This window comes from Paenibacillus sp. WLX1005, assembly GCF_046603685.1.
Taxonomy (GTDB): Bacteria; Bacillota; Bacilli; order Paenibacillales; family Paenibacillaceae; genus Saccharibacillus.
In genome coordinates, this window is sequence record NZ_CP176756.1 from 992,284 (window position 1) to 1,006,267 (window position 13,984).

The following is a 13,984-nucleotide window of genomic DNA, read 5'->3' on the forward strand; positions in this document are numbered from 1 at the left end:
AAAGGCATGTACCATATCATTCGGTACATGCCTTTTTTGTGCAACCATTCATGCCTAAACATCAATCTCAATATACAGTACTTCACTTATATGCTATGAGCCGAAACGAATCTCCTACATCCCAGCCCAATCAAAAACTTTGTGCTGAAGTCAGCTTGCCGTTCCAGAAATATAAATAGTTATGCGGGTAAATCCATTGTTCGTACACGACTCCAGCAGACTGGTACGTATTGTGGTCGGAAGGCATGCCCCATGAGAGAACGACCTGCTGAGGTGTCATGCCGGATGATACGCGGTTGTTGCTAATGGTGTTCCAGACTTTTTCGCTCCAGTTATATACGGAACGCGGGTTGGTGCCGAACAGGTAGCGACTCAGCATGTTGTTCACATCGTAGCTGGCATCGAGCAGGACGGCGACTTTGTTGCCATTTGCTTTGCGGAGTACCATGCTGATCTCGTTATCCTTGCTGATCTGGAACGAAACAAAGGTCAATTTTTCCAAATGCTTAAGCCCGGTGCCATAGAATTGGCGGTTATCGAACCAGACGTTTTTGCCACGTAGAGCATCCTGTGTTTGATTCAAGGCGGCATCTAGTACAAAGTCGAATGCTTCGTAATTCGTATTCGTATGAATCTCTTCGCCGCCAGAATTGCGGGCAGTTACGTAAAAGATCGTACTATCTGGATCATAGTAAACATTGGTGATCCAGTAAGCTCCGCTTTCGTGAGCCGGGTACATTTTCTGACCAATCAGTAAACCCATGTTGGATGGAAGCTGACTAATATTGGTAAGGATTTTGGATGATTGGGCTTTGCCTTCATCGGTTGTCCAGAGGAACAGCGTGTACGCACTGGACGCGTATTTGCCATCCAGATCGCTAATGGATAGCAGGGTTTTGTACTGTACATACGTTGTACCCTTATATTCAAACGAATTGCTGCTGTTCACATTGGCACTGCCACGACTACCGGTCAGACTGAGCGGGCTGCCGTAGTTGATCGTAATGCCGGGAATGCGCGTGATCGTTTTGACCGGGATGTACAGAGTGTTGCTGTTCATAAACTGGACGTTCTGGGTAGGTGGTAGAATTTGCAGCTCGCCATTTACATAAAGCGAGACGGCGCTGTATGTATTGCCTTTGGTTGAAGCTGCGTTGGCGGACAATGCCAGACCACTCGACAGAATGAGTAGCAATGTCGCTGCACACAGTAGCTTGACGACCGGATGAATCGATAGACGTGTAAACATGGAACGTTCCCCTTTTCTCTATATTCTCTCTGTATGATGGCAGGTGAATGGTGCATCAGTCAGCCATTTACCTGCCATTCCTAATATCGGAACATATGTCGAGATCATGAAGATGGGAACGTACACCAAACAAGGCTGTTCATTTTGGACAGCCTTGTTGGTATGACAGTTTATGTTATGAAATGAGAACGCCAATAAATGAAAACGTCAATGAATGAAAACTACAGTGGAGCTGTGCGCAATGCTGCGCTAATCATCGACGGAACGACAGAACCGTGATTCTCATCGGCATATTCACGAAAACGCACATGTAGTCCATATTCATGAAGTGGCTGCAATCGCTCTGCTAACGCTGCCGCATGTTGCAGCATGTGAAATGGTGGTGTATTTTCCAATTCGCCCAGTGCGATGAACAGATGATGCTCTTCCTGCGCCGTCTTCATATACTCGGCAAATTGCTGTTCTTCATCGACAATTTGTGGTTGCGCCCAATGCAGCGAAGGGCTGGCTGCTACATAATTGCGGAACGATTGCGGTGAAGTGAATAGCGTATGCAGGGTGAATAAGCCACCGAAGGAATGACCAAGCAGTGTCTGACGATTGCGGTCAACTGTCTGACGTCGTTCGACTTCCGGCTTCAGCACTTCCTGAATAAATTGTAGAAACTCATCTGCTCCGCCATGCAAAGGCCATGGCTGACCGTCGCGGGATGCGGGCAGATTGTCTACAGGAACGGGCAGAGTGTAATCGTAATGACGTTCCGGTGAATTTGGCAATTCGGACGGATAGCCGATGCCGACGATGATAGATGCGACGGCATCGGTCTTTTGGCTACGACGCGATTGTGCACGCTCGGCTGCCAGCAGTGTCGCGAAGATAGCATGACCGTCGAGTGCGTAGATGATTGGGTAGCCTTGTTCCGTTGGGGGCAGGTCGGGAATCGACATTAGAATACGATACTGCCGACCAGTAGCGGATGTGAGATCGAATTGAGTCGTTCCGCGTAAACGAAATTCACTTTCCGGTGCTTGTGGATGAGCGGCGACGGGTTGTGTATGAGGAAACGATGAGTTCATACTGATTCTCCTTGTCTGTAGCTTGAAATGAGATGAATATTGCAAAGTAGGATGATTGCATCTATTCCTACTCATGTACGTGTGCCTTGATAATACAAAGTTGTCGCTTGTCCGACCATGCACAATATTCCACGCCAATCATGGACAAATGTTGAAAAAGGAGTGTATTCGTTGACGTGCCGGGCTAGAAAGGGGTAGAGTGATGAAGTATATATTGAGAATTATTATCATTTGGTGATGCTCAGATTTGGTGATAACCAGATTAAAATAGAGGAGAGATGAGCTATGAATACGATTGCGGATCGGAAAATAAAAAGTCATTCATCGTCAGCATCTGCCTTGCAGTCGCAAAGTACACAACAACCGCTGTACGGCTCCATCTTATCAGCGCTAGATCATATGAGTTTTCGGCTACGCAATGTGGAGAAAGTGCGCAAAACTGGCGACTTTCATCTGCCGCAGCAATATGCGTCCAGCCATACCTTGCTTGTTATTGCCGAGGGCGAAGGCATTCTGACACGGGAACAGGAGCGACTGCGTGTACAGGGGCAAAGTGTACACTGGTTTGTGCCGGGAAGCACGCTCGGGTTGCGCTCGTCTGGGCGTAAAGGGATGAGTGTGTATTTGCTACGGTTTGACTGTTATGTGGAGCGGGAGCAGGAGTTGGAGCTGCTCGGATTGTCAGCATATACCGCCATGCCTGCCTTTGAACCGGAATACGAGAATTACGATCATAGCGGCTATCCGGTATCTGGTTCATGGCTGCTGCCGATGTGTCAGTCCATCCATGAGCAATGGTTGAGCGGTGAGCATGGTAGCCGGACACGAGCAGTCAGTTTATTTTTGCAACTGTTATGCGATCTGCGGGAACAGGAAAATGTGCCGGAAGGCGATGCGGGTGTGCAATTGCAGCGGACGCGTGCGTATATTGAGCAGCATTACCGTGAACCGCTGACGCTGGAACAGCTTGCCGAGATGGCTGGACTCAGTCGGAATTATTATGTCAGTCTGTTCAAAAAGCACTATGGCGAAAGTGTTATTCATTATATGACCCGTCTGCGTATGGAGCAGGCACGTCGTCTGATGGCGAACCCAGAGCTGCGGCTGCGGGATATTGCACATGAAGTCGGGTACAACGATGAGTTTTATTTTAGCCGCAAATTCAAGCAGGAAACTGGCATCACACCGTCTGCCTACATTCGCAATCGGACGCGGAAAATCGCTTCTTACGATCCGATTATTACTGGTTATCTGCTGGCGCTGGACGTGATTCCGTATGCCGCACCGCTGCACCCGAAATGGACAGCTCACGATGAGAAGCGGCTTGCCGCCGATATTCCCGTTCATCTAAAAGTGCAGCGTGCGACGGTGCAATGGCAGAGCAATATCGCTATTTTGCGGCGCTGTAATCCAGAGCTGATCATCGCGCCAGAGCATATTTCAGAGGAAGAAAAGCAGCATTTGCAGCAAATTGCCGAGGTGTATTATATACACTGTGCTAGTCCGCAGTGGAAGCAGCAGCTCCAACAGCTGGCGCAGAAGCTAGGGCAGGAGGCGGAAGCAGCAAGCTGGCTAGAGCAATATGATCAGCAGTGTCGTCAGGTGCTTCAGAAGATAAAAGGTGGAAAGGAAACGGCGAACAACCATGTGGACGATCTGCATGAGCAGAGCGAGAGCGAGAACGTTGTCTTCGTCCGGTATTGGAAAGGCAATTTCTATTCATGTTATTCATCCGAAGCTGCTCATATGCTGCGTCATGATCTGCATGTGAATCTGGTGCGTTTACTGCCGCAGCATGCGTCGAATGCTCCTACAAACGGCAACGAAGAGATAGAAGACGAGGATACGCCAATCACACCTGCCATGCTGGCACATGTGGATCCGGATCGGTTATTGCTGCTCATTTGTCAGGAAAGCCAGACGCTGCAACAGTGGAAAGAGCTGGAGACGCAGCCAGATTGGTTGAATCTGCGCGCTGTACAGCTCGATGCAGTGCATGTATTGAACTCTGATCCGTGGCGCGATCGTTCGCCGGAAGCATATAAACGAATGGTAGACGATGCAGGCAACGTCTTTTGCCGGTAAGGTGGATCAGTTGCTTCATGGGATTGGACTGAATATACTCCATGACTTTTGCGAATATTGTCCATGTTCGGATGACGGTATCCATACTATCATTTTATTGAGAATGATTATCAAGTGGGATGGATATCGAAAGGGGAGCCATATAGTGATGAATAGACAAACTCAAACGGCAGGAGGGGAGCGCACATCTTTGCGTTCCTGGACAGCCATTTGCATACTGGCGTTAATGATGGTGCTAGTATCTGCGTGCGGCAGCAGCAACAATGCGGCAAGTAGTGAAGGCAGCGCGGGAGGTACAACATCTGCGAGCGGCACAACGTCGGATAGCTCGGCACAGGCAAAGCAGCAAACGATCACCTATCTGGGCAAGGAATATACCGTTCCTGCCAAAGCAGAGCGTATTGTAATTACCGGTTCCATGGAAGCGATGGAAGATGCGTTGATGCTGGATGTACATCCGATCGGTGCGATTACGTATCAGGGCAATTTCCCGGAGAAATTCGCTTCGATTACCGATCAGGCGAAGTCGATTGGGGAGAAAACAGAGCCGAACTTTGAAACGATCCTGTCGTTGAAGCCGGATGTGATTCTCGGTACGACCAAATTCGATGCACCAGTGCTGGAGCAACTGAACAAGATTGCACCAACGATTGCAGTATCGCATATTTCGGATAACTGGCAGGATAACCTGAAGCTGATGGGTCAGCTGACTGGAAAGCAGGATCAAGCGGAAAGCGCCATTTCCAAATATGATCAGGATGTGCAAACAGCCAAAACCGAGCTAGGTGCCAAGCTGAATGACAAAACAGTACTGGCAGTGCGTATCCGTCAGGGTGCGATCTGTGTGTATCCGTCGAACGTGTTCGTTAATGCGGCGCTGTATGAAGATCTGGGTCTCAACGTACCAGACATTATCCAGCAAACAAAGGCGCAGCAGGAAATCTCCGTAGAGCAGCTGGCACAGGTGAATCCAGATGATCTGTTTATCCAGTTCTCCGAAGATGAGAATGCGGATACGCCAAATGCACTCAAAGACCTGCAAAGCAATCCGATCTTGAGCAAAATGAAAGCATTCCAGGACGGTCATGTGTATGTGAATGTGATTGATCCATTGTCCGAAGGTGGTCCGGCATGGAGCCGTGATCAATTCGTACAGGCAGCCGTGAAGGAATTGTCCAAATAATGACTACCATAACTGGCGGAATCCGAAGCTGGTTTCCGCTACTATTCATCGTGGGCGTGCCGGTTTCGGCTACGCTCACGATTGCTATTTCCATCCTGTATGGAGCGAATGATATCGATCTGTCGACAGTGATGCAGGCGCTGTTTCATTTCGATGAACATGATATCAGGCACCAGATCATTATGCATTCCCGGTTGCCGCGTGCGCTCGGGGCGCTACTGATTGGCGCCTTTCTGGCGGTATCTGGGGCAATCATGCAAGGCATGACCCGCAACTATCTTGCTTCTCCGTCGATCATGGGGGTATCGGATGGTTCGGTGATGGCGATTACGCTATGTATGATTATGCTGCCGGGTGCATCGTCGTTGACGATGGTCTTTTATTCGCTGATCGGCTCGGCGATTGGAGCGGGGATTGTATTTGGGCTAGCTTGGCTATTGCCGAATGGGACATCACCAGTACGCATGGCGATTCTAGGCACGATCATCGGCACGTTTTTGAGCGGAGTAGCAGAAGCGGCGGCGACTTATTTTCAAGTATCGCAATCGGTTAGCTTCTGGTATAACGCCCGGCTGAATCAAATTGATCCGACGATGCTCAAGCTGATCATTCCATTTGCACTGGTCGGTTTGATAATGGCGCTTATGCTGGCGCGTTATATTACCGTGCTGTCGATGGGCGATGAGATTGCCGCCGGATTAGGACAGCGTACCAGTGTGATTAAAGCACTATCGATGCTGGCGGTTGTGATTCTGACGGGCTGCTCGGTAGCGTTAGCGGGCAAAATCGCCTTTGTCGGATTGATGGTGCCGCATATTACACGTTATCTGGTTGGTACAGATTATCGCAAAGTCATTCCATGTGCTGCCTGGTTAGGTGGATTGTTCCTCTGCTGGTGTGATCTGATCAGCCGCTGGCTGAATGCACCGTTCGAGACACCGATTGGTGTCGTTACCGCGCTGTTCGGTGTTCCGTTCTTCCTGTATCTGATTCGTCGCAAAGGAGGCAAAGCACATGAAGCTTCCTGAAGCGGAGATGTTCCCGGTGCATCGGCGCATCTGGCTTGTCGTACCGCTATTGCTACTGGTGACGCTGGCGGTCGTATACATCAGCGTTACCAATGGCACGTTCGATATGACGGTCGGTGATGTCATTCGCACACTGCTGCGTATTGATGTCACTCGCGAATATGATCTGGTTGTGTTCGATTTTCGATTGCCACGTATTGTGCTAGCGATGTTGACTGGCTTCGGGCTGGGCATTGCGGGTGCTGTTATTCAGGGTGTCACTCGCAACGGTCTTGCCGATCCGGGGATGCTGGGGATTAACGCTGGTGCGAGTATGGCGGTTGTGCTGTTCATGCTGGTGTTCAGCCAGACGCTAGATCTGACGGGCTGGTTCGCATATATAGCGATGCCGCTGTTCGGTTTGGCTGGCGGAATGCTGGCTGTGGCGATTATTTTCTGGCTGGCGCGCAGCAATGGACGGCTTGATCCACAGCAGCTAATTCTAGTCGGAATTGCAGTCAGCGCGGGCTTCGCGGCGGTTACGCTGTATTTGTCGTTAAAAATGAATCCGAATGACTTTGAAGCAGCGGCGGTATGGTTAGCGGGTAGTCTGCATAGTGCCAATTGGCGGTATATTGGTGCGATGCTGCCGTGGCTGTTGCTGATTGCCCCGTATTTATGGTGGAAAGGCAAAGTGCTGGATGTACTGCAATTGCATGACGAGACGACGCTCAGTCTCGGATTGGATCTTGGTCGGCAGCGGCGCAAGCTGATGTTGGCGGCGGTCGGTCTGGTGGCGGCGTGCATTTCGGTATCGGGCGGGATTGGCTTTGTTGGTCTGATCGCACCACATATTGCGCGGCGACTAGTCGGTCTGCATCATCGCCGCTTGTTGCCTGTGTCCGGTCTGGTCGGTATGCTGATGGTATCGCTCGGGGATCTGATCGGCAAAACGATATTCGCTCCTGCGCAACTAGCAGCCGGAATCGTCATTTCCCTGATCGGTGTGCCGTACTTCATCTATTTGCTGTTCCGCAGTCGAATGTGAGTGAAGATTGGAATGTTCGCAGCTGAATAGATTCAGGATAGAATACAATGTGAGGATGTGCCTGTACAAGATGTATAGGTACATCCTTTTTGCATTTGCAGCAATAGATAGACACAATTCCTTCTATATAAAAGGGATGATGTACAGCTTTGCAATATCGTGCAGATGAGCAGACAACATTGACTACAATGAGGTTATCCGCTAGCATGGATACAATCAAGTTGACTGGTGAGTCAATCGGGAGGTTCGACATGCAAGAGCGGAATGCAACGGGGAACAATGGAGAGAGAAGGCAGGAACTGCTGGATATTGCAGTGGAATTATTTGCGCGGAACGGATATCATCAGACCAAAGTTTCGGATATTGTACGACAGGCGGGTGTCGCGCAGGGAACGTTTTATTGGTATTTTAAAAGTAAAGAAGCGATTGCGCTGGAGATTATCGCCAATGGGCGGGAAGAGATTGCGAACGTGATCTCGCAGGGATATCGTACGCAATCTGGTTCGGTGGTCGATATGGTGCAGGCATCCCAACATTTGCTACAAAATCTGTTCCAGTTTGCCAGCGATCATCGTTATCTGATGGAGCTGCTGCTCGGTAGTGGCGCGGCGGATGAAGCGATCCGGCAGGCAGCCAATGAAGCGCGGATTCAGATGGAGCAGGCATTCCGTCGTAACATCGAGCGAGCCATCGAGCTGGACATGCTGCCGCCCGGTATTGATCCGGCGATGCGCGCAGCGATGCTGACGAGTCTAATCGAAGGCATGATCGCCAGATGGCTGTTCGGTCCACAATCGGCGGATTCGTCACTTGCGGATAAAACGCTGGAAGAAATCTCGGCGCAGACAGCACGATTTGAATTTTTCGGATTACTCGGTATTTGAGTGGCTGAACAGTCTAAAATAGTTGAATACCAATACCAATACCAATACCAATACCAATACCAATAGCTAAAAGACCAGGTATGCCCTTCTTGTGTAGAAGTAAAGGCGTACCTGGTCTTTTGGCTGTTTGTATCATGAATGTGCGTGTGCTATCCAGTCTTATGCACTTAGTCGAGCAGACCGACCATTTGCAGCCCGTGCAAGATGCCGTCTTCATCGACTGCTTTGGTTATATGACGCGCGACTGCTTTGGCTTCTGGTTCGGCGTTGCCCATCGCGACGCTGTTATAGATTTGCTTGAGCATCTCTACATCGTTCAAGCCGTCGCCAAAGGCATACTGGCGTTCCTTGGGGAAGCCCAGCTTGTCGGTGATTTTGGAAATGCCATTCGCTTTGGAGCCACCAGCGGGCAGGACGTCGACCGACATCGGATGCCAGCGGATAAAGTCAAAGTCTTGGAAGTTCTCGGCATAGTTTTGCTCGGCGCCTTCCAGACAGAACAGCAAACACTGGTACATCTCGCGCTGTTCATAATATGCCGGATCGTAGGTTGGAAATTTGTCCACATGCAGGGTGCTAATGCTGGTGGTGATATATTCATGCTCATCCGGTACGTTGGCGCGCATATCGTCCGCATCCATGTACACGATTGGATTTTCATTTTCGTTGGCAGCCTGACTCAGTTTGACAAGCCCATCCGGGTTAAGTGGATTGGTGTACAGCACTTCGCCTCGCAAAACGACATATTGTCCGTTGTAGCTGACATACGTGTCAATTTGCAGCTCTTCGCGGATCTTCTCAAACATAAATGGCGCACGTCCGGTCGCAATCGCTACTTCATGTCCACGCTCGCGCAAATCGAAAATAGCTTGTTTGGTGGAAGCAGGCAGTTCTTTGTTGAAATCTAGCAGCGTTCCATCGATATCGAAAAAAATAATACTTTGATTAGACATAAGCAGCTCCTATCCGTCTCTCTGTATTGTTGGTGCAGTTTAAATACGCCTCTATGATAGATGCATATTCGCAGTTCCTTCTATTATATCAGTCGAGACGGGCGTTGTCGTGGAATTGGGCAAGTATAGTCGTTACATGCAGCTTCTCCCAATCGCCAATTAATAGTTGCCAGACAGTGATATGAGCAAAGTGGGACTACTAATAAATAGAGTCTGAAACTTAGGGGAAACTCCGATTTTATATAAATGGGAGTTTATTCATATACACAGCTGTCTATGTGATAGACAACATGAATCGATGCATGTTGCTGTATGGAATATTGTAGTTGTAGCTCTGTTAGTTTGGAGTTTCGGTGCTTAATGTATACGTTAGTTCCTGCTCGCGATCTGTTCCTTTGGCGTAGGTGAAGTACAGCGTTTGTCCCGTACGGTGATCAAACGTGATCTCATCTCCTTGAGCCCACGGTGTAATAAGCGGTTCAACGAGACGTTGTTGTTCCGGCGTCAGCAGATTCTGGTATAGCACAATCGACTCGCCTGTCTGGCGGTGTACTATCATCAGATGGGCATCGTCGGTATTGCGCATAAGAATGAATGCTGGTTGGATGGCTTCGACAACATAAGTTGCTTTTTTACCACCAAGTTTGATCAGATCGATCGTCTCTAATACATTGCCAGTCTCGCCAGAAATTATGCGAAGCGTAGCACCGTCACTCAATACGATATTGTTATTATACGTCTCAATATTGCTGCCATGTTCCCAGAAATACTGCATATGTGCCTGCCGGATCAAGGCATCTTTTTTGAAAATAAGGGTGAAATCCTGTGTGTTTATACCCGGTTCCCCGTAATTGTCTCTAATGCGTATGACCTGTAAACCACCGCTTGTATGACTGACCTGAATCTGTGCGGTTGTAAGTTGAGTGTCGATGGATGCGATCAGAACCGGAAGACTTGAACCGCGGGAAACGAACAGATCACCTGTCTGTTTTTTTAGCGTATAGGTTGAATCACCGTATACATCTGTCAGAACCGTATAGGATTGTACATGATCTGCAGTTATGCGATGGTTGGCGGCATCCACTTGGATGTTGCCACCACCGATTGCCTGTAGGGCAAAACGAACAGGGACATAAATAGCGATATCTCCACTGTTGTGATTGCTTTGCTTGAAGGGAGCAGCTGGCAAGGTTACCTTTTTGCCATCCAGCATAGCGGTGCGACTGCCCATGCGAATAGCAATCTTTTTGTTAAAGCCCTGAAACCCGGCGCGCATTTGAGATTTGTCCCATGTAAGTGTAAGACCGGGGTCGTTGGTATAAAAAAAGCCGATATCGATATAGGTAATGCCGCTGCGGACGATGAAAAGATCACTCGTTTGTGTTCGGGCATAATGGAACAGATTACGTTCACCTGCAAAATCGTAGGAAGTGATAGGAGCAGAAGCGGCATGAGTCATACTTGGCGGAACAGCAGATGTGAGTAAAGCAGAAGTGAGTAGGACGGAAGAAATGATTTTTTTGTACATGATATGGAGTTCCTTTCCGTTTGAGATGGTTGCTGTATCAATGATTGTAATGGAGAAGCCAATCATCCAGTAGTTGCTCATCGTTCAGTTTACCCGGTTCGGTCTGAGCAAGCTCAGCCTGAGTAACATAATCTTCGAAAGTATCTCCGTTAGTATCGACACCATCATCTCGTTTACTAGTTTGATTCAATCGATCCAATTCCCATTCTCTCCAACTTGGTTCTTTCCCTTGTTTCCTCATTATAGATTCATATTTCTCATAAGTATCAGCTAAAGAACTGCGCGGCTTCATATTATCTAAGCTCTGCTTAATCTTGCTCTCTGCCATTTCTGTAAGAGTTTTTAAATCCGCGTCATTGGGCTGGTCGACTTTAGCCTTTTCAAAATGATACAGCGCAGCGCGATAATATTCATTCTTCATGGCTACTTTTCCGAGACTGACATTTTGATCGAATTCATTTACATTTTGTGGCGTGGATGTGCATGCAGTTAAGAGCAACATGACTAATAGAAATACCATTTTATTCATGGATTGGAACTCCTTGCTGTATGTGTTTTCTCTATCATAATATTGAACACATCAAAAAAGATACTCCCATTTGTATCAATGAGAGTATCTGTAATGTGTAGCTATTTACGCTTTCAAGTTCGGTTTGAAGCCTTCTTCTCGTAAATAATCATCTGCTTCGCGGCGCGATTCGAATGCCATGTCGAGGTTGTCGCCTGCGTACAGGCACCACATGTCATCTTCGTACTTCAGAATCAGAGTGTGACCTTCTTCGTCGATCCAGTTACCGCCTGCGGATGGGCTGGATGATGGTACGAATGCAGCCGAAGGAGCGGCAGATTTGTCTTGCTCTTGCGTATCTTCAGCTGGTGCTTGGCTGGACATGGCTTCAATTGTAGCATCCAGCAACGTACGCAGTTGCTCTTCCGAATAGTCGCGGATATTCACAAAGCCTTTGTCATCGGTTTCGTATGCATCCAGCAATCCAGCGTAGACAAAGCCGTTGCCGTTGGGATGAATGTGAAACGCTACAATTTTCTTATCGACGGTACTTTCTTCAAAATGAAAATTAACCCGTCCGAGTGATACATTTTTACGCTGCAATTGAGGGTACGATTCCAGCAGTTCAAGCTTTTGTTCAAAAGTAAGCATGTGTGCCTCCTGTTAACTGTCAATAGTGGTGATTATACCATATCGGCAGTCGCTTGGGACGGCTTTTCCTTAGAGGGAGTACAAACGGTAGAAGCAAGCAACGGAATCGTTATGTTTTAGGCTACGTTTTATTATGATCCAAGATTGGCTGGATTAAGAAATCTGCTCACGCGCAACGGTAGTCTCCGATATCCCATGTGAATGAACAGGTGCCGCTTCGACCTTACGCCGTGACGTCATATTGAAAAATACATTCAGTACAATTGCCGACAAGCTGCCGGTAATCGTACCATCGCTGACGATGATGCGCAGCGAAGCTGGTAACCCGGCGAATAACTCTGGCACTACGGTTGCACCGATGCCGAGCGAGATGGAGCAGGCAACGACCAACAGATTGCGCTGATCTTTGAAATCCACTTCGGTCAGCATACGAATGCCAGACGCGATGACCATACCGAACAATACGACTGTTGCACCGCCGAGTACAGCAGGCGGGATGATCGTTGCCAGCGCAGCGATTTTCGGAACTAAACCGAGCACCATGAGAATACCGGATGCCATAAAGATGACGTTGCGCGTTTTGACACGAGACAACTCGACCAGACCGACATTTTGCGCAAAGGTATTATACGGAAACGCATTGAACAATCCACCCAGCATGATCGCGATCCCTTCAGTGCGATAACCGCGCGTCATATCCTGCGGTGTCAGCTTCTGATCGCAGACACGACCGAGAGCGAGGAATACGCCCGTCGATTCAACGATAATGACCATACAGACGATGATCATGGTGAGAATGGGAGCGATTTTGAACTCCGGCAGACCGAAAGCGAAAAATTGCGGCAGATGGAACCACGATGCTTCCATCACGGCACTTAGATTGACTTTACCGAGCATCGCAGCAGCCAGTGTACCGGCGATAATACCGATCAGCACGGATAGCGAACGCATAAAACCGGTAAAGAATCGGTTAATCAACAAAATCAATGCCAGTACGCCAAACGAGAGCAGGAAGTTTTGCAAGCTGCCGAAGTCGTCATTGTTGGCACCGCCTGCCATATTACGAATACCTGTTGGAACAAGGGAAAGCCCGATCACTGTAACGACCGTTCCGGTTACAACTGGAGGGAACAGCTTGATAATTTTACCGAACAATCCGGCGAATATCGCAACGAATAATCCGGCGGCGATAATTGCACCATAAACGGATGCCAGACCGTATTGATTGCCGATCCCGATCATTGGCGTAATCGCGACAAAGGAGCTGCCGAGCATAACCGGCAAGCCGATGCCGAGATATTTGGTCTTCCATGCTTGCAGTAGCGTAGCAATACCGCAGGTGAGCAGATCAATGGCGACGAGATAGGACAGTTGTTCTGTCGTCAGATTCAAGGCGCGTCCGACGAGCAGTGGTACAAGAATAGCACCGGCGTACATTGCTAATACGTGTTGCAATCCGAGCGAAAAGATTTTACCGCCACTTACTTTGTTTTCCATACATAACTCCCCTTTGAATATAAGTATGATTGTATCGTTGTATGCTTATGTTAGAAAATATATCTGTATTTGCTGGTATTAGTGTTATCATAGGAGTATTTTGGTATTTTGCAGAGTATTATTCTTAACATTTGTAAAAAAATATAATTAAAAGTTCGGATTTTATGCAGAAATATGATTATTATGTTAGTTAATATTACACAAGATAAATTTTGAACTCATTTACTTGGGAGAAGTAGTTGCTTTAACGCAGTGTTGAGCGATATATACATCAAGACAGCATCCTATTCACACATGTGAACAATTCTCGTATAA

General features: G+C 48.2%; 12 protein-coding genes. 5 read left to right on the forward strand and 7 right to left on the reverse strand.

Annotation, left to right across the window (positions count from 1 at the left end; translation table 11 throughout):
• Positions 1–130: 130 nt before the first annotated feature.
• Together ACE3MZ_RS04370 and ACE3MZ_RS04375 are read right to left on the reverse strand one after the other, a co-directional pair.
• A complete protein-coding gene (locus ACE3MZ_RS04370; protein WP_411345267.1) occupies positions 131–1,249 on the reverse strand; it encodes a hypothetical protein in 1,119 nt (372 codons plus the stop codon).
• A 221-nt stretch (positions 1,250–1,470) separates the two neighbouring features.
• Positions 1,471–2,325 carry an alpha/beta hydrolase gene (locus ACE3MZ_RS04375; protein ID WP_411345268.1) on the reverse strand — a complete coding sequence of 285 codons (855 nt, stop codon included), beginning with the start codon at positions 2,323–2,325 and terminating at the stop codon, positions 1,471–1,473.
• Between the two features lie 285 nt (positions 2,326–2,610).
• On the opposite strand from ACE3MZ_RS04375, the gene ACE3MZ_RS04380 reads away from it, so the two are divergent.
• The 5 genes from ACE3MZ_RS04380 to ACE3MZ_RS04400 all read left to right on the forward strand — a co-directional run bounded on the left by ACE3MZ_RS04380 (position 2,611) and on the right by ACE3MZ_RS04400 (position 8,532).
• Positions 2,611–4,410, forward strand: a complete 1,800-nt coding sequence (locus ACE3MZ_RS04380; protein WP_411345269.1) for an AraC family transcriptional regulator — start codon at positions 2,611–2,613, stop codon at positions 4,408–4,410.
• Positions 4,411–4,558: 148 nt separating this feature from the next.
• A complete protein-coding gene (locus ACE3MZ_RS04385) occupies positions 4,559–5,593 on the forward strand; it encodes an ABC transporter substrate-binding protein (RefSeq protein ID WP_411345270.1) in 1,035 nt (344 codons plus the stop codon).
• Positions 5,593–6,621 carry a FecCD family ABC transporter permease gene (locus ACE3MZ_RS04390; RefSeq protein WP_411345271.1) on the forward strand — a complete coding sequence of 343 codons (1,029 nt, stop codon included), beginning with the start codon at positions 5,593–5,595 and terminating at the stop codon, positions 6,619–6,621. The genes ACE3MZ_RS04385 and ACE3MZ_RS04390 overlap by 1 nt, the downstream gene beginning before the upstream one ends.
• Positions 6,608–7,648 (forward strand): FecCD family ABC transporter permease, encoded by a 1,041-nt coding sequence (locus tag ACE3MZ_RS04395; RefSeq protein WP_411345272.1) that lies wholly within the window; start codon positions 6,608–6,610, stop codon positions 7,646–7,648. Before ACE3MZ_RS04390 ends, ACE3MZ_RS04395 begins: the two co-directional genes overlap by 14 nt.
• Positions 7,649–7,899: 251 nt before the next feature.
• On the forward strand, positions 7,900–8,532 hold the full coding sequence (locus tag ACE3MZ_RS04400; RefSeq protein ID WP_411345273.1) for a TetR/AcrR family transcriptional regulator: 633 nt from the start codon (positions 7,900–7,902) through the stop codon (positions 8,530–8,532).
• A 167-nt stretch (positions 8,533–8,699) separates the two neighbouring features.
• Here the strand turns inward: ACE3MZ_RS04400 and ACE3MZ_RS04405 are convergent, their stop codons facing one another.
• From ACE3MZ_RS04405 to ACE3MZ_RS04425, 5 genes are all read right to left on the reverse strand, one after another.
• Positions 8,700–9,485, reverse strand: a complete 786-nt coding sequence (locus tag ACE3MZ_RS04405; protein WP_411345274.1) for a Cof-type HAD-IIB family hydrolase — start codon at positions 9,483–9,485, stop codon at positions 8,700–8,702.
• 337 nt (positions 9,486–9,822) lie between these two features.
• On the reverse strand, positions 9,823–11,013 hold the full coding sequence (locus ACE3MZ_RS04410) for a copper amine oxidase N-terminal domain-containing protein (protein WP_411345275.1): 1,191 nt from the start codon (positions 11,011–11,013) through the stop codon (positions 9,823–9,825).
• Between the two features lie 37 nt (positions 11,014–11,050).
• A complete protein-coding gene (locus ACE3MZ_RS04415) occupies positions 11,051–11,542 on the reverse strand; it encodes a hypothetical protein (protein WP_411345276.1) in 492 nt (163 codons plus the stop codon).
• Positions 11,543–11,647: 105 nt separating this feature from the next.
• Positions 11,648–12,172 carry a hypothetical protein gene (locus ACE3MZ_RS04420; protein WP_411345277.1) on the reverse strand — a complete coding sequence of 175 codons (525 nt, stop codon included), beginning with the start codon at positions 12,170–12,172 and terminating at the stop codon, positions 11,648–11,650.
• Between the two features lie 153 nt (positions 12,173–12,325).
• Positions 12,326–13,669 (reverse strand): nucleobase:cation symporter-2 family protein, encoded by a 1,344-nt coding sequence (locus tag ACE3MZ_RS04425; RefSeq protein ID WP_411345278.1) that lies wholly within the window; start codon positions 13,667–13,669, stop codon positions 12,326–12,328.
• Positions 13,670–13,984: the final 315 nt, after the last annotated feature.

Excerpts from the sequence above, each read along its gene's own strand:
- ACE3MZ_RS04370 (WP_411345267.1), bottom strand. The coding sequence starts at position 1,249 with ATGTTTACACGTCTATCGATTCATCCGGTCGTCAAGCTACTGTGTGCA.
- ACE3MZ_RS04375 (WP_411345268.1), bottom strand. The coding sequence starts at position 2,325 with ATGAACTCATCGTTTCCTCATACACAACCCGTCGCCGCTCATCCACAA.
- ACE3MZ_RS04380 (WP_411345269.1), top strand. The coding sequence starts at position 2,611 with ATGAATACGATTGCGGATCGGAAAATAAAAAGTCATTCATCGTCAGCA.
- ACE3MZ_RS04385 (WP_411345270.1), top strand. The coding sequence starts at position 4,559 with ATGAATAGACAAACTCAAACGGCAGGAGGGGAGCGCACATCTTTGCGT.
- ACE3MZ_RS04390 (WP_411345271.1), top strand. The coding sequence starts at position 5,593 with ATGACTACCATAACTGGCGGAATCCGAAGCTGGTTTCCGCTACTATTC.
- ACE3MZ_RS04395 (WP_411345272.1), top strand. The coding sequence starts at position 6,608 with ATGAAGCTTCCTGAAGCGGAGATGTTCCCGGTGCATCGGCGCATCTGG.
- ACE3MZ_RS04400 (WP_411345273.1), top strand. The coding sequence starts at position 7,900 with ATGCAAGAGCGGAATGCAACGGGGAACAATGGAGAGAGAAGGCAGGAA.
- ACE3MZ_RS04405 (WP_411345274.1), bottom strand. The coding sequence starts at position 9,485 with ATGTCTAATCAAAGTATTATTTTTTTCGATATCGATGGAACGCTGCTA.
- ACE3MZ_RS04410 (WP_411345275.1), bottom strand. The coding sequence starts at position 11,013 with ATGTACAAAAAAATCATTTCTTCCGTCCTACTCACTTCTGCTTTACTC.
- ACE3MZ_RS04415 (WP_411345276.1), bottom strand. The coding sequence starts at position 11,542 with ATGAATAAAATGGTATTTCTATTAGTCATGTTGCTCTTAACTGCATGC.
- ACE3MZ_RS04420 (WP_411345277.1), bottom strand. The coding sequence starts at position 12,172 with ATGCTTACTTTTGAACAAAAGCTTGAACTGCTGGAATCGTACCCTCAA.
- ACE3MZ_RS04425 (WP_411345278.1), bottom strand. The coding sequence starts at position 13,669 with ATGGAAAACAAAGTAAGTGGCGGTAAAATCTTTTCGCTCGGATTGCAA.